This window comes from Streptococcus minor DSM 17118 (assembly GCF_000377005.1).
Taxonomy (GTDB): Bacteria; Bacillota; Bacilli; order Lactobacillales; family Streptococcaceae; genus Streptococcus; species Streptococcus minor.
Genome location: NZ_AQYB01000031.1, coordinates 85745 through 112341 on the forward strand (window position 1 = coordinate 85745; position 26597 = coordinate 112341).

Genomic DNA, 26597 nt, shown 5'->3' on the forward strand with positions numbered 1-26597 from the left:
CATAAAAATGACAAGAATGTAAAATGAATGTTAAGAGTTTTTTACTAGGCTTTGTTATACTTCTACCTATGGTACAATAGTTTCATGTTAAAAAATGAGAAAAAGACTTACTTCTATAATTTGGACTTATTGAGAATAGTGTCCATGTTCATGATTGTCTTGACCCATATCTTGGGAAAGGGTGGCTTGCGTGATGCAGTGGAAGGCAGAGAAGATACCTATTTTTTCATTGTTTGGTTCATGCAGATATTGGCCTATGTAGCGGTGAATTGCTACGGTCTCATCAGTGGTTATATTGGAGTTGATTCGGATTACAAACTATCAAAAATTGCCTCTCTCTGGTTACAGGTGTTCTTTTATACACTTGTCATCACGGGTTGCTTTGCTCTTTTTGGTTATCAGCTGGATGCACAAGATTGGTTGGGAGCTTTTTTTCCAGTTGTAACGAGTCAATATTGGTATGTGACAGCTTATTTTGGACTTTTGGTCTTCAAACCCTTGCTGGATAAGGGGCTTTACTCCCTATCGGATAAACAGTTAGGTCAGCTTGCTGTAGCCATCTTTTTGATTTTCTCTCTAGTGCCTGCCCTTTTCAATAATAAGGTTTTGGAGTACTCTTTGTCTAAAGGATTTGGGATGACTTGGCTTATTATTCTCTATATTTGGGGAGGTTATCTAAGACGCCTGAAATTGGAAAAAATAAAAACGGGATTCCTTTTGCTCATCTATTTCGTGTCTTCTCTCATTACTTTTCTGGGGATGAATGAGATTGGGAAAATTTGGTTTTGGTACCCATCTCCTAGCTTGGTCCTTTCTTCCTTAGCTATTTTTATTCTCTTTGCTAAATGGAAATTATCATCCCAAGGCAAGTTGATTCCCTTGGTCATCTATCTAGCACCTGCCAGCTTTGGGGTTTACCTGATTCACTTGCATCCCCTGATTGAAAAGTATTTGCTGGTTGATCGGTTCATTACCTTGCTACATCTCGAAGAATGGCTCCTTCCTCTCGCTCTTTTCTTCTTGTCGTTTATCATCTATTTGGTATCGAGTATGTTAGAGAAGATGCGCTTATCTCTCTTTCGAAAACTCAAATTGCGAGACAAACTATCCTTTCTGGACAATTATCTGTGATATAAAAAATACAGACACAATAGTTGCATGTGCCTGTATTTTTTATTTTGTTCGTTTCAGTTTTCCTAAGATGGTTTGGATCAAGGTAGGGAGGCGGACGATTTTTTCATTGCCTAGGTAGGTTCGTGCGATTTTTAAAATTTTACCTGTGTCTTTGGAGGCAAAGAGGAATTTTCCTTGGTCTGTGAAGATTTCAAAATGACGGCTAACCCTGTTTCGGCTAACATTTGCTCCAATAGATTGGATAGAAGTCCAAGGGATTTGAATAAAGAGCTCTACATTGACATCAGGATAAAACTCAATTGCCCTATCTCCGACTAAAAATTTCCCCACCTTACCACCAATTCCCATATAGGAAACACCGGTTGTTTGGAAGTCAATTGACTTGTTTAATGATTGTGCCATATGAACTCGCTTTTCTTTTTTGTATTACTTGTATTATATCATATTCAAAAGAGTTTCCCGAAGGAAACTCTTTATTATTACATAATACCAAACAAGCGAGCGATGATACCTACAGCAAACAATCCGATGATAATAGTGATTGGAGAAACTTTTTTCTTAAGCAACCACATGCAAAGGAAAGTAAGCGCAAGTCCCATCAAGCCTGGGATTAGTGAGTTTAACTGACCTTGGAGAGTTTGACCTTGTACTTGATCCAAACTCATCCCGCTGAGTGCTTGGCCAAGGATACCCTTTAATTCAGGTCCTGTTACAGCACCCTCTGGGAAAGTTACGAAGGCCCCTTCTGATAATTGTTTAGCAGGAAGATCAATTGTAAAGTTGATTGATACCCAACGCTGAACTAGGACAGCCAGGATGAACATACCGAGGATAGAAGCACCTTTTGTGATGTCTTTTAAGATACCGCCTGACATGTCTTTGGTGATTTCAGAACCTGCCTTATAACCAAACTCTTGTGTGTACCACAAGAAGGCCATGCGGATAATGTTCCAACCAAAGAAGAAGAGGAGTGGTCCGACAAGGTTTCCAGATGTTGCAAGAGAAGTACCTAGGGCACCAAGGATAGGACGTACTGTAAACCAGAAGACTGGGTCACCGATACCAGCCAAAGGTCCCATCATACCGATTTTTACACCTTGGATAGCGGCATCATCGATTTCTGTACCGTTGGCTTTTTCTTCTTCAAGGGCAAGGGTTACCCCGATGATTGGAGCAGCCACGTATGGGTGAGTGTTGAAGAACTCCAAGTGACGCTCAAGGGCAGCAGCTTGGTCTTCTTTCTTGGTGTAAAGTTTTTTGATTGCAGGGATAAGAGCATATGCCCAACCTAAGTTTTGCATCCGCTCATAGTTCCATGAACCTTGCAAGAATTGTGAACGCCACCAAACTTTTTGGCGATCTGCTTTTGAAAGTGTTAATTTTTCAGTCATGAGTGGGCTCCTTCCTAGTAGTCTTCAAGAATGTCGCCGATTGGGTCATTAGAACCTGCAGCAGCTCCACCACCGTTTCCACCTTGTTTTGAAAGGTTGAGGTAGATGAAGGCAATTGCTACACCAATTGTACCAAGGGCGATTAGGGTAAGGTCGCTAAGAGCTGCAAATGTGAAACCAAGTGCGAAGAATGGCCAAACTTCACGAGTTGCCATCATGTTGATAACCATTGCGTAACCAACCGCAACGACCATACCACCACCGACAGCCATACCACCTGATAACCAATCTGGCATAGATTCAAGTACATTTTGTACAGCTTCAGCAGGGATTGCAAGAAGAAGAGCAGCAGGAACTGCGATACGAAGACCTTGAAGAACAAGGGCAAACAAGTGAGCGCGTTCAACAGCAGTGAAGTTACCATCTTTTGCAGCTTTATCAGCAGTGTGGACCAAACCAACTGAGATTGTACGAACAATCATAGTAAGGAAGAGACCTGCAACAGCAAGAGGGATAGCAGCAGCAGTTGCTACGTTGATACCAACATTGGTAAAGTCGCCACCTTTGATAAAGATGATAGCAGCAGCTACAGAAGCAAGGGCTGCATCAGGAGCAACGGCTGCACCGATGTTTGCCCAACCAAGAGCAAGCATTTGAAGTGCACCACCAAGCATAACGCCGGCAGTTAAGTTACCAGTTACGAGACCGATTAAGGTACAAGCAACGATTGGTTGATGAAATTGGAATTGGTCGAGGATACCTTCCATACCAGCTAAGAAGGCAACGATAACAACCAAGACCGCAGAAATAATTGAAATATCTGACATGTTGAAATCCTTTCTATTTATAAAGACGATTCTATTGAACGTTGGCTTTTTTAATTAGTTCAAACAAGTCTTTCTTTGAATCGTTTGGAACTTTGCGAACATCGAATTGTACGCCAAGATCACGTAATTTTTCAAAGGTTGCAACGTCATCTTTGTCCATTGACAATACGTTGTTGACCATGGTTTTACCAGTTGAGTGAGCCATTGAACCAACGTTTAGTTCCTTAATCTCAACTCCACCTTCAATCGCTTCAAGAGCTTCTTGAGGTGTTTCAAAGAGAATCAAGGCATGGGTATTGCCAAAGCGAGGGTCTTTTGAAACCTCAATCAATTTCTTAATTGGGACCACGTTCGCTTTTACATTACCAGGCGCAGCTTGTTTAATAAGTTGCTTACGCAAATCGTCTTGAGCTACTGTATCTGAAGCAACGATGATACGGTCTGCTTTAGAAGCAGGAGTCCAACCTGTGGCAACTTGACCATGCAAGAGGCGGGTATCGATACGAGCCAAGTTAATTTTCAACTTGCCATCACCGATGACAGTCCCTGGAGGGATAGCACCTGTTGGTGCAGCAGGTGTAGCAGCGGTAGCAGGAGTTGCTTCTGCTGGTTGAAGTTCTTCAGGGAGAACTTTTACACCGTCCTTGGCTTCCTTGATGATATTTGCCGCTACTTCTTCCACGCCAGCAGTAGCATTGATCATGCGCTCTGTGTAGGCTTGGATTAGCATGGGCAGGTTGAGGCCAGTGATGATAGCAAATTTGCGGTCTGGGTTTTCACCAGCTACGCGGCTTGCTTGGTTAAAGGGAGACCCACTCCAAAGGTCTGCCAAGACCAAAACTTCATCATTGGCATCGAATGTGTCAACGGCTGCATTGATTTTAGCATATAAATCATCTGGACCTTCGCTTGGCATAAAAGTAACAACTTGTACTTTTTCTTGTTCGCCAAAAATCATTTGTCCAGACTGATGAATGCCAGCTGCAAATTCACCATGACTTGCAATAATGATTCCAATACTCATTATTGTACCTCCTAAAATTTATCTAGTCATCTCCAGGCATATATATTTGAGCCCGTTGATTACTCTCCAATTATAAACCGCTTTCAGTTCTTTGTCAAGTCCTTCCTGTGACAACTGATACTAAAAGCCCTTATTTTTTGTAAATTTCAAGTAAAGTTTCAGGTTTGTTTAAGTTTTTTGTAGGGTTCGTTTAAGGATAGGTGGGTAGACTAGGGCTATCTTTAAATATGAAAGGATGAAGGCAAAAGCAACTTGATTTTGCCTCGGTGAAGTGATATGGCATATCCAAGAAAGAAATATTTCAAAGGTTTCAAAAAAACAGGAGTCAGTCTCCTTCTTTTGACCAGCTTGGCCTTGGCTGCCTGCGGGCAAGTCAGCCAGTCTTCGATGAATCCAAGCTCCTCAGTTAATAATCTATTTGCTACAGGAGATAATGTTACACAGGGTTTAGCGACTGACTATTTTTCTGCTAGCGACTACGACGCCAGTTATGATGTAGATACGGCTTCTGTCATCAATTTATCTGGTTCGACAGCTACTGTTTCAGGTGAAGGTGTCAGCCTATCTGGCTCAGTCGTAACAATTTCAGCAAGTGGGACTTATATCATTTCTGGTACTTCTGAGAAGGTCCAGATTGTGGTCAAGGCAGCGGCTTCTGATAAGGTTCGGTTGGTTCTAGATGGTGCGCACATGACAGGTGATAATGCAGCAATCACTGTTCAAGAAGCAGACACAGTGACCATTACTTTAGCAGAGGGTTCACAGAATAGCATTTCAGATTCGTCTTTAAATAGTAATGATGAGGAAGATGCAGCTATTTTCTCAAAGAGTAATCTGGTCTTTAATGGTACAGGTAGTTTGAGCGTACAAGGTCAATATCATCATGCTATTGAATCCAAAGCTGCTTTGCGGATTACTGGAGGGGATTATCATATCGAATCTGTTGGAGATGGACTAAAGTCTACGGATGCTCTCAATATCACAGGAGCTAGTCTTACTATCACTGCAGGAGAAGATGCAGTTCAAGCAGACAATGATGAGGACAGTACCCTAGGGAATCTCTATATCTCAGATGCTCATCTGAGTATCTCAGCTGGAGATGATGGCATTCATGCTTCCAATGCTACCGTTATTGATAGTGGTAACATCCAGGTGACTAGTAGCACGGAAGCGATAGAAGGAACCAGTGTGACCATCAATGGTGGTAGTCTGAATCTCTACGCGATAGATGATGGTATCAATGCTTCTAGCGATGTGACTGGAGCAACTATCTTCATCAAAATCACAGGTGGAGACATCAAATTAGAAGTAGGTCAGGGGGATACGGATGCACTGGATTCCAATGGGGACTTGATTGTGTCTGGGGGTAGTTTAGACATCACCGCCCAATTTGCATTCGACTTTGATGGGGTAGCAGAGTATTCAGGAGGTAGTATAGTGGTAAATGGTAAAGCTGTTACAGACATCACTAATAGCATGATGATGGGTAACGGTGGTCGACTGGGTCAGTAGTATTCAAAAAAAGCAGGCAAGCCTGCTTTTTTGTTTATTTTATAGGAAGAGAGCTTCTAACTCACGGGCGACTCCATCTTCATCATTGTTAAATTGAGTCATACGATCTGCATAGGGAATCAATCTGTCACTAGCATTTTTCATGGCATAGCCGACTCCAGCAAATTCTAACATTTCCACATCGTTGTGTTCGTCACCAAAGGCGATGAGGTCTTCTGGACTGGCCTTGTAGTGATCCAGAAGGTAGCTGAGAGCGGTCGCTTTAGACACTCCTTTGGCACAGGTTTCCAAGATATGGAGAGGACCGCCCCAGGTGTTGATTTCCAACTCATACTTAAAATGTTTGTTCATTTCATCTGCTAGAGCATAGCGGTCTTCTGCTCTAGTATGCATGAGAATTGAGTGAGGGTCGCTAGTGATGCGTTCGCGTCTGATAAGAGTGTCAGGAGTAATCTTGTCTACCCCCATTAAACTTGGATAAATTTCATCAATATTGTCTTGGGTAATGAAAAACTTATTTTTGTATTCGCCAGCGATAAAAATCGCTTCAAAACTTTTTTTATGATCTAAAAAGTCAATCAAGTATTGTTTATCAATTAAAATTTCTTGCTCAAACCCCCATTTTTTATTAGGGATGTGAGTTAGGGAGCCATTGAAGTTAATCATAGGAGTATCTAGTTTTAGCTGGTGATAAAAAGTTTTTGCCATGCGGTAGGGGCGACCTGTCGCAATGAGGACGGTGTGTCCAGCTTTTTTGACCTCTTGAATGACATGGATGGTGTAATCACTCAATTGGCTATTCGAATTGAGTAAGGTCCCATCTAAGTCAAGGGCGATAATTTTTTTCTTCACAAAATCTTCTCCTTGTCATCTATTTTTCTAGTATAGCAAAATACAGGTCTAGAGGCAAAGAGAAAGCGAGCTATGGTAACTTATGATAGTATCTTTTTTATGAGAATTTCCATAGCCCAAAAGCAAAAGATTGCTTTTTTCTCAAAAACGCTATAAAAATAAAACGTTTTCAAAAATATTTTTCTTGAAATATGAATGTTTTTGTTTTATAATTCTTTTATTGTTCGTGTATTAAACGAATGCGGATTGTTCTGGGCTATGGTCTAAGAGATCCAATAAATTTTACTCTAAGGAGATGTTGAAAAATGGATAAGTATTTTGGTCTAAAAGAACATGGTACAACCATGTCGACTGAAATGACAGCTGGTATTACGACTTTCTTTGCAATGTCTTATATCCTCTTTGTAAACCCAGCTATATTAGGTGCAGCTGGTATGCCTACACAGGCGGTCTTTTTGGCAACAATTATTGCTACAGCTATTTCGACCTTAATTATGGGGCTCTTTGCTAATGTTCCTTATGCTTTGGCTCCAGGAATGGGGCTTAATGCCTTCTTTACTTATACAGTCGTCTTTGGTCTTGGTTTTAGTTGGCAAGAAGCCTTGGCTATGGTTCTTTTGTGTGGTATTTTCAATATTTTGATTACAGTAACTAAGGTGCGTAAGAGTATCATCAAGTCCATTCCAATCAGCCTACAGCATGCCATTGGTGGTGGTATCGGTATCTTTGTAGCCTATCTTGGTTTTAAAAATGCTAATATTATTAACTTCTCAGCTTCTGCAGAGAATATTGTCTCAGTCAATGGTGTGGCTCCAGCTGAAGCAACTGCAAAGACTTTTGAGAATGGTGTCTTCTCCATTGGGGCCAATGGTGGTGTAGTTCCTGCTATTTCGACTTTTACAGATCCTGCAGTTCTATTGGCTGTTATTGGTCTTTTTATCACTGCTATTTTGGTCATCAAAAAAGTTCGTGGTGCTATCCTAATCGGTATTGTAGCGACAACTCTTATCGGTATTCCGATGGGTGTAGTTGATCTATCAGCAGTAAATTTATCAACCAATCATATTGGTTCAGCCTTTGGTGAATTAGGTGTAACTTTCTTGGCGGCTTTTGGTGGCTTGGCCTCACTTTTCTCGGATGTGAGTCGTTTGCCACTAGTGTTGATGACCATTTTTGCCTTTAGTTTGTCAGATACCTTCGATACGATTGGTACTTTTATTGGGACAGGTCGGAAAACTGGTATTTTCTCAGCGGAGGATGAGGCAGCTCTTGAAAATTCTTCCGGTTTCTCATCTAAAATGGATAAGGCTCTCTTTGCGGATGCCATCGGTACCTTTATCGGTTCTCTTTTTGGAACTTCTAATACTACAACATATGTGGAATCAGCAGCAGGTATCGCAGAAGGTGGTCGCACTGGTTTGACTGCAGTATCTACAGCAGTAGCCTTTCTCTTATCAGCCTTTTTACTACCAATTGTGGGTATCGTTCCAGCAGCAGCGACTGCGCCGGCTCTTATCATCGTAGGTGTAATGATGGTATCTTCTTTCTTAGATGTTGATTGGAGCGACTTCAACGATGCCCTTCCAGCCTTCTTTGCAGCTTTCTTTATGGCCTTATGTTTCTCTATTTCTTATGGTATTGCAGCAGCTTTCATCTTCTATTGTTTGGTGAAAGTGGCGACTGGTAAGACAAAAGAGGTCCATCCACTGCTTTGGGGAGCAACTATTCTCTTTATCGTCAACTTTGTTATCTTAGCCTTCTTGTAAGTCTGAGTAAACGATTAGAACGGTCTTTGGGCCGTTTTTCTTTTTAAAAAATGAAAATTCCTCCTTCTTGTGGTATAATCAAAACTATGTATAGTCAAAATGAAACGGAGTTAATAGCTTTTGGTTGCTCCATCGGTAAGAAATTAGAGGCTGGAGATGTCTTAGTTCTGACTGGAGACCTCGGAGCTGGGAAGACCACCTTGACAAAAGGGATTGCTCAGGGATTGGGTATTCAGCAGATGATAAAAAGTCCTACTTATACGATTGTGCGAGAATATGAGGGGCGTTTGCCGCTCTATCACCTAGATGTTTATCGGATTGGAGATGATCCTGATTCGATTGATTTGGATGATTTTCTCTATGGTGACGGCGTGACGGTCATTGAGTGGGGGGAGCTACTGGGTACTTATATTCTAGACGATTATCTAACTATTTTATTAGAGAAATCAGGAGATGGTCGTAGGATTTCTGGTCAAGCTCATGGGGTACGTAGCCAAGCCCTTTTTGAGGAGATTTTTCATGACTGAGCAAGAAATCATTTTTGAGGAAGCTAGTGTTTCTGATGCAACAGCTTTGGTCGCTTTTATGAATCAGGTGCTAATGGAAACAGACTATTTGGTTTCTCCTGAACAGAGCTTTCAGCTTACTGTGGCGGAAACTGAGGTTTTTTTAGCTAAAAGTCAGCAAGAGCCAGATCAATTATGTCTCCTAGCTAAGTTGGGTGGGGAGATTATCGGCCTAATCAATGTCAAGGCTCAGGTACCCTATCGCATTTCCCATATTGGAGATATCTTCATGGTAGTCCGTAAGGACTACTGGGGATACGGTATCGGCCGGATTTTACTGGAAGAATCAATCACCTGGGCTTGTGAAATGGGACTCTTGAAGCGCTTAGAATTGACAGTCCAAGTTCGAAACAAACGAGCAGTACGGCTGTATCAACGTTGTGGATTTGACATAGAAGGCATTCAAAAAAGGGGAGCTAGGACCGATGAGGGAGAATGGCTTGACCTTTATTATATGGGAAGGCTAATAGATTAGATATGAAAATTGGAAAAAAAATAGTATTGATGGTAATGGCTATCCTCTTACTAACGGTGGGAGCCGTTGCTGCTTATGGCACAACTTTTTGGGCTTATTCAAGTAAGGCTATCTCTAAAACCTATAAAAAAATTGGTGAAGATTCTACTAAAGACAATATCATTCAAGCTACCAAACCTTTTACCATCCTTTTGATGGGGGTTGATGTAGATACCGCTCGTGGTGGTGGATGGGAAGGTCGGAGTGACTCCTTGATTCTTGTCACGGTGAATCCTCAGACCAAAAAGACGACCTTGATGAGTTTGACCAGAGATATTATGGTAGAAATAGCCAATCCAGACGGAACAAGTACAGGAACGGCTGAGAAGCTCAACCATACCTATAGTTATGGTCAAGCTCCTATGACCATTGCGACTGTTGAAAAAATGATGGATATTGATATTGATCGCTATGTACAAATCAATATGGATGGTCTTGTCAGTCTGGTCGATGCTCTTGGCGGGATTACGGTCAACAATACACTGGGCTTCCCTATATCCATTTCGTCCCAAGAACCCAACTATACGTCTACTGTGGACCCTGGTCAACAATTGGTGAATGGAAATCAAGCCTTGGTTTATGCTCGGATGCGATATGATGATCCTGAAGGAGATGTGGGACGTCAAAGAAGACAAAGGGAAGTCATTGGAGCGATTGTTACGAAACTTCTGCAATTAGATGGCTTTACCCAGTACAAAAATATTCTGGATGCTGTATCAACGAATTTGCAAACAGATATTGAAATCAATGCTGGCACCATACCGAGTCTCCTGGGATACAAGGATTCGTTGAATACGATAGAATCTTACCAGTTGGATGGAGAGGGAGAGATGGTTGAAGGCTTGTCTTACCAAATTCCAACGAGCAAACACTTGCTGGAGATGCAAAATGTTCTCAAGCGTTCATTAGGCCTACCAGAAGCAACGGAGTTAAAAACCAATGTTCGTGTGTATGAAAAATTGTTTGGTTTGTCTAATCCATATACAGTCATAGATGCCTACACGGGGCTATCAACACCTGGAACAGGAATTTTTGATGAGACAGTGGAGGTAACAACAGAAGTTTCTGAGGCAATCTATACACAGTAGCTACTTCTACCGAATAAAAAAGCGAGCATGCCTAGTGAGGGTATGCTCCTTTTTGTTGAGAGAAGAACGAAATGGATTGTGGTATAATAACTACAGCTTATCTTTCAACACGATGTGAAAGAATTAGTTTAACTAGAAGATATTTTTCAGTATAGTTACTTGGTGATAGGGTATTGGTATCACCTATCTGTATATTGAATATGTAGAAAATAGATGATTAGTACAGGGGAATCATATGACAATCACGGGCATCATTGCAGAGTTTAATCCCTTTCACAATGGGCATAGGTACCTACTGGAACAGGTGGATGGGTTAAAAATTGTGGCTATGTCGGGGAACTTTGTTCAACGGGGGGAGCCTGCTATCATTGATAAGTGGGTACGAGCACAAATGGCGCTGGAGTGCGGTGCTGACTTGGTAGTGGAACTTCCTTTTTTGGTAGCGGTCCAATCGGCAGATTACTTTGCGAAGGGGGCAGTAGCTATCTTGGACAAACTTGGAATCCAACAATTAGCCTTTGGTACAGAAGAACTATTAGATTACCAGCGTTTGGCTGCTATTTATGATGGACAATCTCATCAGATGGCGGCCTATTTGGAAAATTTGCCAGATGACTTGACCTATCCTCAAAAAACTCAAAAAATGTGGGAGAAATTTGCGGGCATTGACTTTTCAGGTAATACACCTAATCATATTTTGGGGTTAGCGTACGCTAAAGCTTGCGCAGGAAAAACTATCCGCTTGCTTCCTATCCAACGTCAGGGAGCGGGGTATCACTCAGAAAGTAAGTCGGAGACTATCGCCTCAGCGACAGCGATTCGGTCTCATATCAAGGATTGGGGATTTATCGAGCGGGCGGTGCCTCAGGCTGATTTGCTTTTGTCTTCTCCACTAGTTTCCTGGAATCATTATTTTGCATTGCTCAAATATCAAATCACGATACATCCAGACTTGACAAGTATCTTTCAGGTTAATCATGAACTGGCTATACGCCTGAGAGAGGCTATCAAGACCTCTCAGTCAGTAGAAGATTTGGTGGAGAGTGTAGCTACTAAACGTTACACTAAGGCGCGAGTGAGGCGCGTATTAACTTATATTTTAGTGCAGGCTGTGGAGAAGCCATTACCTGAGAGTATCCATGTTCTTGGTTTTAGCCAAAGAGGGCAGCAATACCTAAAGACTATCAAAAAATCAGTAGCCCTCATTAGTCGTATCGGAGCTCATGCTTGGGATGAAATGAGCCAGCAGGCAGACGCTGTCTACCAGTTGGGGCATTCGAACATTGCAGAGCAAACCTGGGGAAAAGTACCAATAAGGGTAGATCATTCTTGATTTTTGGACTTTTCATTTGTTACAAATATATAAAAAAGGAGTAGATTGTAAATTCTACTCCTTTTTGAGTGGATGGTAGGTAGTATGGTTGTTGTCCATAAAAAATTGCTCAAACAGAATTTTTCACAGTTATAATAGATTATTCCTTTCGCTCAAAGTAAATTAGGAGAGTTGATGGGAGACTCTTTTCTCTATTTCTTTACGATGCCCAGATAAAAACACTCCTGGTTCTAGTTCTCTAGATTTCATTTGGAGTGCTTTCTTGTATCTAATGGTGTTAGCTGGTGACTAGTGGCTTTTGGAATTATCCCTGAACATAATCAACTAAGGCTTGCCCAGTTAGACCAGCGTTGAGGGCAATAAGGAGTTTGATACGAGCTTTTTGGGCGTTGAGCTCTTTGACAAAGAGAATGCCCTCTTTTTCCAGTTGAACACCACCGCCATGGTAAGCATAAACAGGCTCAGCGATACCATTGAAACAACGAGAAACGAGAACGACTGGAACTGTTGTGCATAACCGTTTTAGGCTTGGAAGGATGGATGGAGGCAGATTGCCTGCTCCCAAGGCTTCAATGACGAGGCCAGAAATGTTTTTTTCGCTGAGGGCATCTAGTAAAAGAGTGTCCATATCTGCATATGCTTTGATAATGGGCACTAACCCCTCAATAGTATCTAAATGGAAGCGAATCCGCTGTTCAGTGTTGTTGAAGAAGAGGACGTTTCTTTTGGTAATGAGACCTAATGGGCCGTGAGTTGGGGTTTGGAAGGTGGAAAGATTGGTGGTATGAGTCTTAGTAACAAATTTTGCGGCATGAATTTCATCATTCATTACCAGCAAAACACCCTTGTCGGCAGCCTTAGCATCTACTGCTACACGAAGCGCAGAAAGGTAGTTATAAACTCCATCACTTCCCAACTCATTGGATGAGCGCATGGCACCAGTTACCACAATCGGCTTTTCAGGGATATCCATAGTATCCAAGAAGTAGGCGGTCTCCTCCAAAGTGTCTGTCCCATGCGTGATAACAAAACCATCATACTGATCCTTATTAGCTCGGATGGTTTGATAGAGTTTTATCATGTGTTGAAAAGTGATGTGAGGACTTGGGATATTGAACATATCAAGGCTTGTCACTTGAATGTCTTCGAGTGGGCTAGATACCTGAGTCATGGGGTTTACCTGCCTTGAAGAGACATGCCCTTGTCCATCAGCCTCCATGGAAATTGTCCCACCTGTGTGAAGTACCAATATTTTTTTCATAAAGTTTCAGAATCTTTCAAATTATGCTATAATCATTCTATCATAAAATGAAGAAAGAGGGTGGCGATTCTGACGATAAAAGCTGTTTTTTTGGATATAGATGGGACTTTATTAACGGATAAGCGAACCATTAGCCACTCGACGATTCAGGCCATCAATACCCTCAAGCGAAAGGGCATCCTGATTGGCTTGGCGACAGGTCGAAGTCCTCGTTTTGTTTTACAATATATGGCTTCATTGGGCTTGGATTTGGCGATTGCTTACAATGGTCAATATATCCTTTCTCGCGAAAAGGTTCTTTTTGAATCACCTCTTCGACAAGAAGATGTACAAGGTTTGGTCGCATATGCTCAGAAAAATAAGTTGGATGTATCGTTTGGAACAGCAAACGGAGTTACGGGTAGCGGGATTATGAATGCTGGCTCTGGGCGTCTGGGGTATCGGATTTCTCGGATGGTCCCAGATGCTTGGGTGGATGTCATTATTTTCATTTTCAATCGCCTGATTAGATGGGTTCGTCCCCAGAAGAAGATTGAATTTCCTGATTTATTTCAACAATCGGTCTATCAAATGATGATGATAGTCAGTGAATTGGAAACCAAGAAGTTGGTTAAAGAGTTTCCGCAGATCAGTGTCACTCGCTCGAGTCCATATTCAGTTGACATTATCACGAAGGATATGTCTAAATTGAGGGGGATTGAGAAGATTGGGGAGCTGTATGGGTTCAATCTGAGTCAGGTCATGGCTTTTGGTGATTCAACCAATGATGTTGAAATGCTGGCAGGTGTCGAGTATGCTGTGGCTATGGGCAATGCATCCAAGAAGGTCAAAGAGGTTGCTAAATATATTACCGCCTCCAATAATGAAGACGGTATCTACCAAGCTGCTCTGCATTTTGGTTTAATGGAGGAAGTGAAAGATGTTTCAGAGTAAAAATCCTTACTTTAATCAAGTCAAGGAATTTCATGCTAAAATGGATGGCAAAACTCAAGAGTTTCCCAAGGCTTATCGAGTAGAAGAAGCGGTACATCGGGCAGACTTCAAGTTGGAAGAAATCGTTGAGTTTTTGCAGGCTACAGTAGATAATGATGCGGATTTTGAATGTATCATTGACAAGCTCCATGAGGATTTAGAAAAGGCAGCTAAAAAGATAAGAAAAAAAGGTTATCCAAGAAACCAACTGGTGGGTCAGGTAGATGCCCTAGTTGATTTACTCTATTTTACCTATGGCTCTTTTGCTCTCATGGGTGTGGATCCGGAGCCAATTTTTCGTATTGTACATGAAGCCAATATGGGAAAAATCTTTCCAGACGGCAAAGCCCATTTCGATCCAGTAACCCATAAGATTTTGAAACCAGATGATTGGGAGGAAAAATATGCCCCAGAGCCAGCTATTCTGAAAGAATTGGAAAACCAGCTGGCAGATAGAAAGGAATAAGGACCTGATATTATCAGGTCCTTATTGCATGCTAGATTGTCTTTTGCGCTTCACGGACAATGAGGAGGTCAATAGTCGCATGACGAAGAATGTATTCAGAAGAGGAACCAATCAGGAGACGTTCGAAGGCATTGAGTCCAGTTGCTCCGAGCAACATCAGATCTGCACCGGTTTGTTTTGGAATATCGTGAGCCAGGAGGGTTTTGGGATTGCCAAATTCAATCATCACTTGAACATCCAGCAATCCTTCTCTTTTAGCTTTTTCTTGGTAATCCTTTAACAATTCAGTCGCTTCTCTTTCCAAAGATTCGTAAACGGAAGCATCAAAAGCTGCAACATTGTGGAGAGCACGTGTATCAATGACATGGGCGATAATCAGGCGGGCCTGATTACGTTTGGCGACATGAATAGCTTTATGTAGGGCTAGTTCTGCACCAGCAGAGCCATCGACAGCTACGAGAATAGTTTTGTAGGATTGAGTCATATCAGTCACTCCTTTCTTGATACAGAGGCTTCGCAAGTAGCAATAAGATTGCTTCTTGATGAAACTTACTAGCCTGAGTCAATCTCTTCTATTACTATTGTAAGCCTTTTCATGAAAAAAGTAAACTCTTTCTTGTGATTTTTGCTAAATTAGGCTAAAATAGGTTCAGTAGAAAGACGAGGTAATGCCATGAGACAATTTGATAAATCTTCAAAATTAGAACATGTGGCTTATGATATACGTGGTCCTGTACTGGATGAAGCGGACCGTATGATTGCAAATGGAGAAAGAATCCTTCGTTTGAATACTGGAAATCCAGCAGCCTTTGGCTTTGAAGCACCAGATGAGGTCATCCGTGACTTGATAATGAACGCTCGTAATTCAGAAGGCTATGTAGACAGTAAAGGTCTCTTTTCAGCTCGTAAGGCGGTTATGCAATATTGCCAACTAAAAGGATTTCCAGATGTTGATGTGAATGATATTTATATTGGCAATGGGGTATCAGAATTGATTCCAATGGCCCTGCAAGCTTTGTTGGAAAATGACGATGAGGTTTTAGTGCCTATGCCAGATTATCCGCTATGGACAGCTTGTGTAAGCTTGTCAGGTGGAAAGGCTGTTCATTATATCTGTGATGAGTCGGCTAACTGGTACCCAGATATAGAGGATATCAAGTCAAAAATTAGCCCGCGTACCAAGGCTCTCGTCGTTATTAACCCTAACAATCCCACAGGGGCCCTCTACCCGCAGGAAGTTTTGGAGGAGTTGGTGGAGATTGCTCGTCAAAATAACCTGATTATCATGGCGGATGAAATCTATGATCGCTTGGTGATGGACGGCGGGGAACATGTTGCCATTGCTAGCTTGGCACCCGATGTTTTCTGTGTCTCCATGAATGGTCTGTCCAAATCTCATCGGATTGCCGGTTTCCGGGTTGGTTGGATGGTTTTATCCGGTCCAAAATCCCATGTTAAAGGTTACATTGAGGGCATCAATATGCTATCCAACATGCGCCTATGCTCCAATGTTTTGGCTCAACAAGTCGTCCAAACCTCTCTTGGTGGAATCCAGTCTGTAGATAAACTTCTCTTGCCAGGTGGGCGTATCTATGAACAGCGCAATTTTATCTATAAAGCAATCAATGATATTCCAGGACTATCAGCTGTAAAACCACAAGCTGGCCTCTATATTTTTCCGAAAATTGACCAAGAAATGTACAACATTGAGGATGATGAGGAATTCTGTCTGCGTTTGTTGAAACAAGAGAAAGTCATGCTCGTTCCGGGTAAAGGTTTTAACTGGAATAAACCAGATCATTTCCGTATCGTCTACCTACCAACGGTGGAAGAGTTGGGTAATGTTCAAGAGAAAATTACTCGTGTATTGCACCAGTACAAGCGTTAACCACTTTTACTAATCAGAAGAGACCCAGCAGACCACTTGGTCTCTTTTAAAATGATTTTATATGTGAAACAATAGAAAATTTTCTGATAATTATTGAAATAATATCCATAATTTGTTATAATGAAAGCAATTACAACAAAAAGAGGGTCATATGACAAGTTTATTAGATAAAACACGGGACATTACTTCCATTTTGAAGCGTTCTGAGGAAACATTGGCAGAAGAATTGCCATATAATGCGATTGCAGAGCATTTGGCAGAAATTATCCACTGTAATGCCTGTATCATCAATAGTGAAGGGGAAGTGCTTGGCTATCATCTTCGCTACAAACTGCACAACGACCGTGTTGAAGAGTTTTTTATTTCCAAACAGTTCCCAGCTGAATATATCAAGGCAGCAGCTCAGGTCTATGACACGCAGACCAATATTTCAGCAGACAGTGATTTGACAGCAATTCCGGTTGAGTCTCGAGCGGAGTATCCCAATAGTGTAACCACTCTGGCTCCTATCCATGTGACAGGGATTCGTTTTGGTTCTCTGATTATTTGGCGCAATGATGGCCAGTTTAATGATGAAGACTTGATTTTGGTTGAGATTGCGTCTACTGTGGTTGGTATTCAACTCCTCAACTTCCAGCGGGAAGAGGATGAGAAAAATATTCGTCGCAGAGCAGCGGTCAATATGGCGGTCAACACACTCTCTTATTCAGAGATGAAGGCTGTATCTGCTATTTTGGGTGAACTGAATGGCATGGAAGGTCAATTGACAGCTTCTGTGATTGCCGATCGTATCGGCATTACCAGATCGGTTATTGTCAATGCCTTGCGTAAATTGGAAAGTGCGGGAATTATCGAAAGCCGTTCGCTCGGGATGAAAGGAACCTATCTGAAAGTCTTAATCCCTGCTATTTTTGATGAAATTAAGAAACGTGATTATTAATATGAAAAAAGCACTGATTTCAATTGATTATACGATTGATTTTGTAGCGGATGATGGAAAACTGACAGCTGGTCAGCCAGCCCAGGCAATCGCTGATAAGATTGCAGCAGTGACTCAAGAAGCTTATGACAGGGGAGATTATATCTTTTTTGCCATTGACGGACACGATGAAGGGGATGATTTTCATCCTGAGACCAAGCTCTTTCCACCTCACAATATCAAAGGGACAAATGGTCGCCATCTCTACGGTAAGCTCGCTCAAGTCTATGAGAACATCAAAGACGATGCCCGTGTTTTCTGGATGGACAAGCGTCATTACTCAGCATTTTCAGGGACAGACTTGGATATCCGTCTCAGAGAGCGTCGAGTTGATACCGTTGTTTTGACAGGTGTCTTAACGGATATCTGTGTTCTCCATACTGCTATTGATGCCTATAATTTAGGTTACCAGATAGAAGTGGTGGCACCAGCTGTTGCTAGTTTGACACCAGAAAATCACGACTTTGCCCTAGCGCATTTCAAGCATGTTTTGGGTGCGACAGTTATTGAAGACTAAATAAAAATAGACCTTCCTCTTGGAAGTTCTATTTTTTTACAATTAAATCCAAAGCTTGTTGGAGTTTTTCTTCTTGCTGGATCAGATCTAAGTTTGGATCTTGGAGGGCCTTAGTGATTTGTTGGCTGATGACTAGTCCCATGGTACGGTTGATACTGGATCGAACAGCGGTCAGTTGTGTTACGATGTCGATACACTCTTGCTCATCATCAATCATCTTTTGAATGCCTCTAAGCTGGCCTTCGGCACGTTTGAGGCGATTGAGGATATCTTTTTTTTCGATGTTCATATGTGTTTATCGTCTCTCCCTAATTTTGATAACCTCATTATACCGATGAGGGGTATAATTGTCAATTGGAACTATCTTGAACCTTCTATTTGACAGATTTTCAATATGTATGCTACAATTGATATATACCCCTAGGGGTACTATAAAAAGGAGAAACCATGCTTGATTTTTTGAAAAAACTACTGATGCCGTCGTTTGAATCTATCTCTACTAGTGAATTAGAAGATGTTTTAAAGAGTGAAAGAGTCACACTGCTAGATGTCCGTAGTCCACAAGAATACCGTGGAGGGCATATTAGACATGCACGAAATATACCCTTGAATCAAGTGGAGACATATCAAGGGCCAAAGAGCGAAAAACTATATGTTATCTGCCAATCCGGCATGCGGAGCAAGCGAGCTGCAAGTATATTGGCTAGAAATGGTTATCAAGCTATCAATGTCAGAGGTGGCATGTCAGCTTATCAAGGAAAAATAATTGGAGGTAAATAGAATGAAAATTGTCATTGTTGGAGGCGTTGCTGGTGGGATGTCAGCTGCGACTCGCTTGCGTCGTCTGATGGAAGATGCGGAAATAATTGTTTTTGATAAAGGGCCATATGTATCCTTTGCTAACTGTGGCTTGCCTTTCCATGTATCAGGAGAGATTGCTGAGCGTTCAAGTCTTCTGGTGCAGACACCGGAGCGTCTTAAAGGGCGTTTTGAGTTAGATGTCCGTCCGGAAACAGAAGTATTGTCAATTGATGTAGAGAAGAAGGAAGTAACAGCCATTTCTCAAGGAAAGCAGTACACAGAAAGCTATGATAAGTTAATCTTATCACCAGGTGCCAAGCCTTTTGTACCACCAATGGAAGGATTAGATAATGCTGACAACGTCTATACTCTGCGTAACATTCCTGACCTGGATAAGATTATGGACAAATTGGAAGGTGTTTCTACTGGTCAGGCAACAGTGATTGGGGCAGGCTTTATTGGCCTTGAAATGGCAGAAAGTTTGGCGAAAAAGGGTCTGAAAGTAACCTTGATTGAGAAGGCTCCCCATGTTTTGCCACCTTTAGATGAGGAAATGGCCGCTTTTGTTGAGTCTGAGTTGGTCAAAAATGGCATAACTGTCATCACTGGACAATCAGCTCAGTCCTTTGAAAAAAATGGCGAAACCATCATTTTGGAAGATGGGACAAGCTTGCAGTCGGATTTGACAATCTTATCTGTTGGTGTGCAACCTGAGAATGATCTGGCGAAGTCTGCTGGTGTAGAATTGGGACTGCGTGGGGGTATCTTAGTAGATGAACAGTACCAAACCAATATTGAAGATATCTATGCTGTGGGTGACGCTATTGTAGTGAAGAATCAGATTACCAATCAGGATGCTCTGATTTCTCTAGCAAGTCCAGCTAATCGTCAAGGCAGACAACTGGCTGATATCATTGCAGGTCACGGCTCATCCAACAAGGGTAGTATTGGAACAGCCATTGTCCGTGCCTTTGATTTGGCAGCAGCTTCGACTGGCCTGAGTGAGCGGATGGCGCGTCAATACTTTGCAGATGTAGCGGTGGTGCATACGACAGGAAACGACCATGCGGGGTATTATCCTGGTGCGACCTCCATCACCTTGAAGCTGGTCTTCAATTCAAAAACAGGAGCTATTTACGGAGCTCAGGCTGTTGGTCAAAAAGGTGTCGACAAACGGATTGATATCTTAGCTACGGCTATCAAGGCAGGTTTAACCGTTTTTGATTTGCCAGAGCTGGAGTTTACCTATGCACCGCCATTTGGCTCGGCCAAGGATCCTGTCAATATGATTGGTTATGCAGCGAGCAATCTAGCTCAGGGGCTTAGTGACAGTGTGCAGTGGTATGAGTTGCAAGAACAGCTGGAAAAAGGGAAAATTTTACTGGATGTTCGGACTCCTGCTGAGCTGTTGGCAGGTCGCTTCCCAGATGCTATTTCTATACCATTGGATAGCTTACGAGAACGCTTGGATGAATTGGATCCGGCTAAGGAATACATTGTTAGCTGTCACAGTGGATTGCGTTCTTACATTGCGGAGCGAATTCTGAAGCAAAAAGGTTTCAAGGTTGCCAATTTGGATGGAGCCTATTCCCTATACAATACTGTTAGACCAAAGGAGATTCTTCATGATTAAAAGTATACCTGTAAATGATTTAGTAGCAGAAGTGAAAGCTAAAACCCTCCATCTAGTTGATGTCCGTGAGGTAGATGAGTACGAGGCAGGACATGTGCCAGGCGCAATCAATCTGCCACTCAGTGAGCTTCTAGAACGCTATGGCGAGTTGGATAAAGACACAGCCTACCACATCATCTGTCAATCAGGGGGGCGCTCAGCCCAAGCCTGCGCTTTCTTAGATAAGGAGGGTTATGACGTGACCAACCTAGCTGGAGGAACCGGTGCTTGGACGGGAGAGTTGGAAAGATAATGATAAAAAAGTTCTGTCTAGTGGCAGAACTTTTTGTTTATTTTACTTGAAACCAGAAGGCTAGTAGGTGCAGTATCCAAAGGTGGGCTGGATAGAAGATATAGAAGAACCATTTGTGGATAGGTTTACTGCTACCTTTTTTGCCATTGTAGAAAAGAAGAAAAGGTAAAAATAGGAAACTCAAAGCATCGCTATTGTAGCAGAACATATCAAACCAGATGCTTAGACTTGGATAATGACTGATATTCAAATCTGGACCAAAGAGGAAGAAGGAAATCAAACTCCATACTCCAAAGACTAGTAGCTGTTTCTTGGGATTGCTATAGAAGGCCCAGAAAATCAGCATCAAAAAGAGAATAGGAATGCCACCTTCTAAGATGATAGGAAGAGGTCCTAGCGGGATACCAATAAGACCAACAAGGAAAATAATCGTGCCGATAATTGCATTGACTGTTCGCTGGTTTTCTTTGTCTTTGGCCTTTTGCCAGAAATAGATAGCGCTATATCCGACGGCCAATGTCAGGAAAATATTATCTCTAATTTGATAGGTTTCTCCCAGTAAAAAAAGAGAAAGGCAATCGCCCAGTTGCATCAGAATAGCTGCACTCCATAGGCGAAGCAGGTGTTTTTGACGATTTCTAGTGTGGAAAAAACCTTCAACTGTTAAGTAGGCAAAAAGTGGTGCCACAAAGCGTGTGATGAGATGAATCCAACTTGGTAGACCAGGAAAGGAAAAGAAGGCTGAATCCATAGCCATGAAGACAAGTGCTATATATTTGAGTTGATTGGTGTTAAGTAGTTTTAAATCTTTCATTTTTAAGTCCTCCCAGATTTATTTTATCAAAACTGAATAAGCCTGTGCTTACAGTTTTGTAAGAATGTTTTTATAAGCGATTTTGTGGTATAATTTCTAAGACTATGTAAAATCTTAGAGGAGAAATACAATGAAGATTTCTGAAGAAGAAGTTCGTCATGTAGCCAATTTGTCAAAGTTGTCGTTTTCTGATAAGCAGACATCAGAGTTTGCGACGACTTTATCAAAAATTGTGGACATGGTGGAACTCTTAAATGAGGTGGATACCACAGGTGTGCCCATTACAACGACCATGGCAGACCGTAAGACGGTGATGCGGCCAGATGTAGCGGAAAAAGGAGTAGACCGTGATGAATTGTTTAAAAATGTACCCCAGTCTGAGAACTACTACATCAAAGTCCCAGCTATTTTGGAAGATGGAGGAGATGCCTAATGTCATTTAAAAATAAGACTGTTGATGAGTTACACGACCTCCTAGTCCAGAAAGAAATTTCGGTGACAGAATTAACCCGAGCAACCCTAGAGGATATCAAGGAGCGTGAGGATGAGATTGGGTCTTTTATCACCATCTCTGAAAAAGCTGCGCTAGATCAGGCGCGTGCTCTTGATGAGCAGGGAGTGGATCCGGACAATGCGTTGTCAGGGATTCCTGTAGCGGTTAAGGACAATATTTCAACCAAAGGGATTCTGACTACAGCAGCATCCAAAATGCTTTACAATTATGAACCTATTTTTGATGCAACAGCGGTGGAAAACCTGTATAGCAAAGGGATGATTGTCGTCGGTAAGACGAATATGGATGAATTTGCCATGGGTGGTTCAGGTGAAACCTCCTACTTTGGAACGACAAAAAATGCTTGGGATCAGACCAAGGTTCCTGGAGGTTCATCTAGTGGTTCAGCAGCGGCTGTTGCTTCTGGTCAAGTTCGTCTATCGCTTGGTTCGGATACGGGGGGCTCTATCCGTCAACCGGCTGCTTTTAATGGTATTGTTGGTCTCAAGCCGACTTATGGAACGGTATCACGTTTTGGGCTGATTGCGTTTGGTAGCTCAATGGACCAAATTGGTCCTTTCTCTCCAACAGTCAAGGAAAATGCCCAGCTTCTTAATGTGATTGCTGGTCCTGATAGCAAGGATTCGACCTCTGCTTCGGTACAGATAGCTGATTTTACCAGTAAGATTGGTCGAGATATCAAGGGAATGAAGATTGCCTTGCCTAAAGAATACTTGGGTGAAGGGATTGACCCAGAAGTCAAGGAAACCATTGTCAATGCAGCCAAGCACTTTGAAACATTGGGAGCGACAGTTGAGGAAGTGAGCCTACCTCATAGCAAGTATGGAGTGGCAGTATACTATATCATTGCATCGTCTGAAGCTTCTTCCAATTTGCAACGTTTTGATGGTATCCGTTATGGCTATCGCACGGAGAACTTCAACAATCTTGACGATATCTATGTGAATACACGGAGCGAAGGCTTTGGTGAAGAAGTGAAGCGTCGGATTATGTTAGGGACATTCAGTTTGTCATCTGGTTACTATGATGCATATTTCAAGAAAGCTGGCCAGGTTCGTACCTTGATTATCCAAGATTTTGAAAAAGTCTTTGCAAAATATGACTTGATTTTAGGTCCGACAGCTCCAAGTGTGGCTTTCGATTTGGACTCTCTTAGTCATGACCCTGTTGCCATGTATTTGGCTGACCTCTTAACGATTCCAGTTAATTTGGCAGGATTGCCGGGGATTTCTATCCCTGCTGGCTTTGTTCAAGGTTTGCCAGTTGGTTTGCAGTTGATTGGTCCAAAATATTCTGAGGAAACCATCTATCAGGCAGCAGCTGCATTTGAGGCAACGACTGAATACCACAAACAACAACCACTTATTTTTGGAGGTAAAGGCTAATGAACTTTGAAACAATTATCGGGATTGAAGTCCACGTTGAGCTCAATACCAACTCCAAAATTTTCTCACCATCAGCTGCTCATTTTGGCCAAGACCAGAATGCTAGTACCAATATTATCGACTGGTCTTTCCCTGGTGTCCTTCCAGTTATCAATAAGGGAGTTATTGATGCGGGAATCAAGGCGGCATTGGCTTTGAATATGAGTATTCACCAAAACATGCATTTTGACCGCAAGAATTATTTCTATCCTGATAATCCAAAGGCCTATCAGATTTCCCAGTTTGATGAGCCAATTGGCCATGACGGTTGGATTGATGTGAGCTTGGAAGATGGGACGATTAAAAGAATTCGCATTGAGCGGGCGCATTTGGAAGAGGATGCGGGGAAAAATACCCATGGTACAGATGGCTATTCCTATGTTGACCTGAATCGTCAGGGCGTGCCCTTGATTGAGATTGTATCTGAAGCAGACATGCGCTCACCTGAGGAGGCTTATGCCTATTTGACCGCTCTCAAGGAAATCATCCAATATACTGGTATTTCAGATGTCAAGATGGAGGAAGGCTCCATGCGGGTTGATGCGAATATCTCCCTCAGACCTTACGGACAGAAAGAGTTTGGTACGAAGACCGAATTGAAAAATCTCAACTCCTTCTCCAATGTCCGCAAGGGCTTGGAATATGAGGTAGAACGTCAAGCCAAGATTTTGCGTAGTGGTGGTCAAATCCGTCAGGAAACCCGCCGTTATGATGAAGCCAGCAAGTCTACTATTTTGATGCGGGTCAAGGAAGGATCTGCCGATTACCGTTACTTCCCTGAACCAGATCTCCCCCTCTTTGAAATTGATGATGCCTGGATTGAGGAAGTGCGTGCACAACTGCCAGCCTTCCCAGCTCAGCGTCGAGCCCGCTATATAAGCGAACTTGGCTTGTCAGCCTATGATGCTAACCAGTTGACGGGCACTAAGGCCTTGTCTGATTTCTTTGAGGCCGCAGTAGCTCAAGGAGGCGATGCTAAGCAGGTTTCGAACTGGCTGCAGGGTGAGGTGGCTCAATTCCTTAATGCGGAAGGTAAAACCATTGAAGACATCAGCTTGACACCAGAAAATCTGGTGGAAATGATTGCTATTATTGAAGATGGCACCATTTCATCTAAGATTGCTAAGAAAGTCTTTGTCCATCTCGCTAAAGAGGGTGGTTCTGCTCGTGCATACGTTGAAAAAGCTGGTTTAGTGCAGATTTCTGATCCAGCTGTGCTTATTCCCATTATCCATCAAGTCTTTCAGGACAATGAAGCAGCAGTGGCAGACTTCAAGTCTGGCAAACGCAATGCTGATAAGGCCTTTACAGGCTTCTTGATGAAGGCGACCAAGGGACAAGCTAACCCACAGATAGCTCAACAGCTACTGGCCCAAGAATTACAAAAATTGTTGGATTAGCCAGCGAAAGTAGAAAGAGATATGGAGAAAATCACTTATACATTATGGTATAAGTGATTTTTTAAAAGATGTTTTTGCTATAATAAAGAAAAAATGAAGAAAGTAGACATCATATGGCGATTATAGGAATTGATTTAGGGACTACAAACAGTTTAGCTGTTACCTATTTGAACGGAGAAGTAACAATGATTCCCAATTGCTTTGGAGAATTTTTAACACCAAGTGTAGTACATCTCTCAGGAGATGGCTTAACGGTTGGGAAATTGGCTAAGTAAGGAACGCTTAGTAACGGATAGTCAACATACGGCTCAACTTTTCAAGCGTTCAATGGGAACATCGGAGATCTTTAAATTGGGAAATAAATCATATACTGCCATGGAGCCCTCAGCTATGGTAGTCAAGCAACTATCGGCCCTTAACTGTAAGGCACAAGGTTGGTAATAGTGAGCTGTCTTTTAGACACTGCTTTTGCCAAGTTAAAAGCTTTTAACATCTTTTCAACAACTTATCGGAATAGAAGGAAACGATTTGATTCAACAATGAATTTAATTGTAGGATTTATAAACTTTGAATATAGACTTCTTTTCGCAGGAAACCTACTAAGAAATTTGATTGGACATTCGACATTTTAAAGAAGAAAAGAGATTTTCTTTGAAATGTATCTTGTAAATGTTCGTAATTTCTCTTTTTAAATAGTATTTTTTTATAAAAAATATTAATTAAAAACAAAAAAAGTGTATAATAGTCCTGTACAAAAAGGAAAAGTTCCTGGATTTCATAAAGGAGTTTAAGATGCAGAAGATTTATACTGGAAAAACCAAGGATGTTTATGAAGTAGATGAGAAGACGGTCCTTCTTAAGTTTAAGGACGATGTGACAGGTAAGGATGGTGTCTTTGATCCGGGTGAAAATCAAGTTGGTCTTAAGATTGAGGGAGCAGGTCGAGCAGCATTAGCTATGACTAAATTTTTCTATGACAAGTTGAATGCTTTGGGACTCAATACCCATTTTGTATCGGCAGACTTGGATAAGAATGAAGCTATTGTCAAAAAAGCGACTGTTTTTGGAAAGGGAGTTGAGGTGATTGTGCGCTATCGGGCAGTTGGCTCCTTTATCCGCCGTTATGGGGATTATATCGCTACTGGCACAGAAATTCCCACTTATATAGAAGTGACTCTCAAGGATGATGTCAAGGGAGATCCGCTCATCACTAAGGATGCCTTAGACTTGTTAGGCATCATGTCGGCTGAAAGTTATGAAGAATTAGCAGATTTGGCTAAGAGGATCGGCGATGTGGTAAAAGCAGAACTGGCTGAAAAAGGTTTAGAACTTTATGATATTAAGTTTGAATTTGGCTTGATTGATGGAAAGGTTGCCCTGATTGATGAGATTTCAGGTGGAAATATGCGAGCTTACAAGGGGGATGAGTATATTTTGCCGCTTGAACTTGAAAAGATTTTATTAGGATGATAAGAATAGAAAAAATTGAGGCTGGGACAATAGTATCCTGCCTCGATTTTTTCTAACGATGGAAGTTAAGTGGTCTTTGATTTGCAAGATTCCTCATTTTTCTAGGCCTAATTAGCTATATGATGGTTTGGCTAAAGATAGATCGCTAGCAGTTGGTGC

General features: G+C 41.9%; 28 protein-coding genes and 1 pseudogene. 20 read left to right on the forward strand and 9 right to left on the reverse strand.

Going from position 1 to position 26597, the window contains the following annotated elements:
* The first annotated feature begins 84 nt into the window (after window positions 1-84).
* Entirely contained in the window at window positions 85-1131 is a 1047-nt protein-coding gene (locus F602_RS0104605) for an acyltransferase (RefSeq protein ID WP_083915241.1), read from the forward strand.
* A 42-nt stretch (window positions 1132-1173) separates the two neighbouring features.
* Here F602_RS0104605 and F602_RS0104610 read toward each other — a convergent pair whose 3' ends face one another.
* From F602_RS0104610 to F602_RS0104625, 4 genes are all read right to left on the reverse strand, one after another.
* The gene (locus F602_RS0104610; RefSeq protein WP_018166791.1) at window positions 1174-1536 is read right to left on the reverse strand and encodes a DUF956 family protein; all 363 of its coding nucleotides are present in this window, start codon (window positions 1534-1536) and stop codon (window positions 1174-1176) included.
* 77 nt (window positions 1537-1613) lie between these two features.
* The gene (locus F602_RS0104615) at window positions 1614-2525 is read right to left on the reverse strand and encodes a PTS system mannose/fructose/sorbose family transporter subunit IID (protein WP_018166792.1); all 912 of its coding nucleotides are present in this window, start codon (window positions 2523-2525) and stop codon (window positions 1614-1616) included.
* A gap of 14 nt (window positions 2526-2539) precedes the next feature.
* Window positions 2540-3352: a PTS mannose/fructose/sorbose transporter subunit IIC gene (locus tag F602_RS0104620; RefSeq protein ID WP_018166793.1), complete on the reverse strand. Its 813-nt coding sequence runs from the start codon at window positions 3350-3352 to the stop codon at window positions 2540-2542.
* A 31-nt stretch (window positions 3353-3383) separates the two neighbouring features.
* Window positions 3384-4376 carry a PTS sugar transporter subunit IIB gene (locus F602_RS0104625; RefSeq protein ID WP_018166794.1) on the reverse strand — a complete coding sequence of 331 codons (993 nt, stop codon included), beginning with the start codon at window positions 4374-4376 and terminating at the stop codon, window positions 3384-3386.
* Window positions 4377-4763: 387 nt separating this feature from the next.
* Here F602_RS0104625 and F602_RS0104630 point away from each other — a divergent pair, with 387 nt between their 5' ends.
* Window positions 4764-5888 carry a carbohydrate-binding domain-containing protein gene (locus F602_RS0104630; protein ID WP_156801863.1) on the forward strand — a complete coding sequence of 375 codons (1125 nt, stop codon included), beginning with the start codon at window positions 4764-4766 and terminating at the stop codon, window positions 5886-5888.
* 39 nt (window positions 5889-5927) lie between these two features.
* On the opposite strand, the gene F602_RS0104635 is transcribed toward F602_RS0104630, so the two are convergent.
* Entirely contained in the window at window positions 5928-6740 is an 813-nt protein-coding gene (locus F602_RS0104635; protein ID WP_018166796.1) for a Cof-type HAD-IIB family hydrolase, read from the reverse strand.
* A gap of 305 nt (window positions 6741-7045) precedes the next feature.
* Between F602_RS0104635 and F602_RS0104640 the strand changes: the two genes are divergently transcribed.
* The 5 genes from F602_RS0104640 to F602_RS0104660 all read left to right on the forward strand — a co-directional run bounded on the left by F602_RS0104640 (window position 7046) and on the right by F602_RS0104660 (window position 12007).
* The gene (locus F602_RS0104640; RefSeq protein ID WP_018166797.1) at window positions 7046-8506 is read left to right on the forward strand and encodes an NCS2 family permease; all 1461 of its coding nucleotides are present in this window, start codon (window positions 7046-7048) and stop codon (window positions 8504-8506) included.
* 86 nt (window positions 8507-8592) lie between these two features.
* Window positions 8593-9033 carry a tRNA (adenosine(37)-N6)-threonylcarbamoyltransferase complex ATPase subunit type 1 TsaE gene (gene tsaE / locus F602_RS0104645; RefSeq protein WP_018166798.1) on the forward strand — a complete coding sequence of 147 codons (441 nt, stop codon included), beginning with the start codon at window positions 8593-8595 and terminating at the stop codon, window positions 9031-9033.
* On the forward strand, window positions 9026-9547 hold the full coding sequence (locus tag F602_RS0104650) for a GNAT family N-acetyltransferase (RefSeq protein WP_018166799.1): 522 nt from the start codon (window positions 9026-9028) through the stop codon (window positions 9545-9547). The genes tsaE and F602_RS0104650 overlap by 8 nt, the downstream gene beginning before the upstream one ends.
* A 2-nt stretch (window positions 9548-9549) precedes the next feature.
* Window positions 9550-10674 (forward strand): glycopolymer--peptidoglycan transferase LytR, encoded by a 1125-nt coding sequence (gene lytR / locus F602_RS0104655; RefSeq protein ID WP_018166800.1) that lies wholly within the window; start codon window positions 9550-9552, stop codon window positions 10672-10674.
* Between the two features lie 235 nt (window positions 10675-10909).
* A complete protein-coding gene (locus F602_RS0104660; protein ID WP_018166801.1) occupies window positions 10910-12007 on the forward strand; it encodes a nucleotidyltransferase in 1098 nt (365 codons plus the stop codon).
* 304 nt (window positions 12008-12311) lie between these two features.
* Here F602_RS0104660 and F602_RS0104665 read toward each other — a convergent pair whose 3' ends face one another.
* Window positions 12312-13268, reverse strand: coding sequence for an asparaginase (locus F602_RS0104665; protein WP_026183304.1), 957 nt, complete (start codon window positions 13266-13268; stop codon window positions 12312-12314).
* Between the two features lie 69 nt (window positions 13269-13337).
* Here F602_RS0104665 and F602_RS11070 point away from each other — a divergent pair.
* Window positions 13338-14706 (forward strand): annotated as a pseudogene (locus tag F602_RS11070) (HAD hydrolase family protein).
* A gap of 31 nt (window positions 14707-14737) precedes the next feature.
* On the opposite strand, the gene F602_RS0104680 reads toward F602_RS11070, so the two are convergent.
* Entirely contained in the window at window positions 14738-15190 is a 453-nt protein-coding gene (locus F602_RS0104680) for a universal stress protein (RefSeq protein ID WP_018166805.1), read from the reverse strand.
* A 189-nt stretch (window positions 15191-15379) separates the two neighbouring features.
* On the opposite strand from F602_RS0104680, the gene F602_RS0104685 reads away from it, so the two are divergent.
* The 3 genes from F602_RS0104685 to F602_RS0104695 all read left to right on the forward strand — a co-directional run bounded on the left by F602_RS0104685 (window position 15380) and on the right by F602_RS0104695 (window position 18090).
* Window positions 15380-16594, forward strand: coding sequence for a pyridoxal phosphate-dependent aminotransferase (locus F602_RS0104685; RefSeq protein ID WP_018166806.1), 1215 nt, complete (start codon window positions 15380-15382; stop codon window positions 16592-16594).
* A gap of 151 nt (window positions 16595-16745) precedes the next feature.
* On the forward strand, window positions 16746-17534 hold the full coding sequence (gene codY / locus F602_RS0104690; RefSeq protein WP_018166807.1) for a GTP-sensing pleiotropic transcriptional regulator CodY: 789 nt from the start codon (window positions 16746-16748) through the stop codon (window positions 17532-17534).
* A gap of 1 nt (window position 17535) precedes the next feature.
* Window positions 17536-18090 carry a cysteine hydrolase family protein gene (locus F602_RS0104695; protein ID WP_026183306.1) on the forward strand — a complete coding sequence of 185 codons (555 nt, stop codon included), beginning with the start codon at window positions 17536-17538 and terminating at the stop codon, window positions 18088-18090.
* Between the two features lie 28 nt (window positions 18091-18118).
* Here F602_RS0104695 and F602_RS0104700 read toward each other — a convergent pair whose 3' ends face one another.
* Window positions 18119-18379 carry a metal-sensitive transcriptional regulator gene (locus F602_RS0104700; RefSeq protein ID WP_018166809.1) on the reverse strand — a complete coding sequence of 87 codons (261 nt, stop codon included), beginning with the start codon at window positions 18377-18379 and terminating at the stop codon, window positions 18119-18121.
* 158 nt (window positions 18380-18537) lie between these two features.
* Between F602_RS0104700 and F602_RS0104705 the strand changes: the two genes are divergently transcribed.
* From F602_RS0104705 to F602_RS0104715, 3 genes are read left to right on the forward strand one after another with little or no spacing between them, the layout of a single operon-like run.
* Window positions 18538-18870, forward strand: a complete 333-nt coding sequence (locus F602_RS0104705; protein ID WP_018166810.1) for a rhodanese-like domain-containing protein — start codon at window positions 18538-18540, stop codon at window positions 18868-18870.
* A gap of 1 nt (window position 18871) precedes the next feature.
* Window positions 18872-20524 carry an FAD-dependent oxidoreductase gene (locus F602_RS0104710; RefSeq protein WP_018166811.1) on the forward strand — a complete coding sequence of 551 codons (1653 nt, stop codon included), beginning with the start codon at window positions 18872-18874 and terminating at the stop codon, window positions 20522-20524.
* On the forward strand, window positions 20517-20816 hold the full coding sequence (locus F602_RS0104715) for a rhodanese-like domain-containing protein (protein ID WP_018166812.1): 300 nt from the start codon (window positions 20517-20519) through the stop codon (window positions 20814-20816). The genes F602_RS0104710 and F602_RS0104715 overlap by 8 nt, the downstream gene beginning before the upstream one ends.
* 37 nt (window positions 20817-20853) lie before the next feature.
* Here the strand turns inward: F602_RS0104715 and F602_RS0104720 are convergent, their stop codons facing one another.
* Window positions 20854-21630 carry a TraX family protein gene (locus F602_RS0104720; protein ID WP_018166813.1) on the reverse strand — a complete coding sequence of 259 codons (777 nt, stop codon included), beginning with the start codon at window positions 21628-21630 and terminating at the stop codon, window positions 20854-20856.
* Window positions 21631-21760: 130 nt separating this feature from the next.
* On the opposite strand from F602_RS0104720, the gene gatC reads away from it, so the two are divergent.
* The 6 genes from gatC (at window position 21761) to F602_RS0104745 (ending at window position 26438) form a co-directional block, all read left to right on the forward strand.
* A complete protein-coding gene (gene gatC / locus F602_RS0104725) occupies window positions 21761-22063 on the forward strand; it encodes an Asp-tRNA(Asn)/Glu-tRNA(Gln) amidotransferase subunit GatC (RefSeq protein ID WP_018166814.1) in 303 nt (100 codons plus the stop codon).
* The gene (gatA, locus tag F602_RS0104730; protein ID WP_018166815.1) at window positions 22063-23529 is read left to right on the forward strand and encodes an Asp-tRNA(Asn)/Glu-tRNA(Gln) amidotransferase subunit GatA; all 1467 of its coding nucleotides are present in this window, start codon (window positions 22063-22065) and stop codon (window positions 23527-23529) included. Before gatC ends, gatA begins: the two co-directional genes overlap by 1 nt.
* Complete coding sequence (gene gatB, locus F602_RS0104735) at window positions 23529-24968, forward strand: Asp-tRNA(Asn)/Glu-tRNA(Gln) amidotransferase subunit GatB (RefSeq protein WP_018166816.1); 1440 nt, start codon at window positions 23529-23531, stop codon at window positions 24966-24968. Before gatA ends, gatB begins: the two co-directional genes overlap by 1 nt.
* A 113-nt stretch (window positions 24969-25081) precedes the next feature.
* The gene (locus F602_RS11075; RefSeq protein WP_245537561.1) at window positions 25082-25243 is read left to right on the forward strand and encodes an Hsp70 family protein; all 162 of its coding nucleotides are present in this window, start codon (window positions 25082-25084) and stop codon (window positions 25241-25243) included.
* A complete protein-coding gene (locus tag F602_RS11080) occupies window positions 25224-25409 on the forward strand; it encodes a hypothetical protein (protein ID WP_018166817.1) in 186 nt (61 codons plus the stop codon). The genes F602_RS11075 and F602_RS11080 overlap by 20 nt, the downstream gene beginning before the upstream one ends.
* Before the next feature lie 351 nt (window positions 25410-25760).
* On the forward strand, window positions 25761-26438 hold the full coding sequence (locus tag F602_RS0104745; protein WP_018166818.1) for a phosphoribosylaminoimidazolesuccinocarboxamide synthase: 678 nt from the start codon (window positions 25761-25763) through the stop codon (window positions 26436-26438).
* Window positions 26439-26597 lie beyond the last annotated feature (159 nt).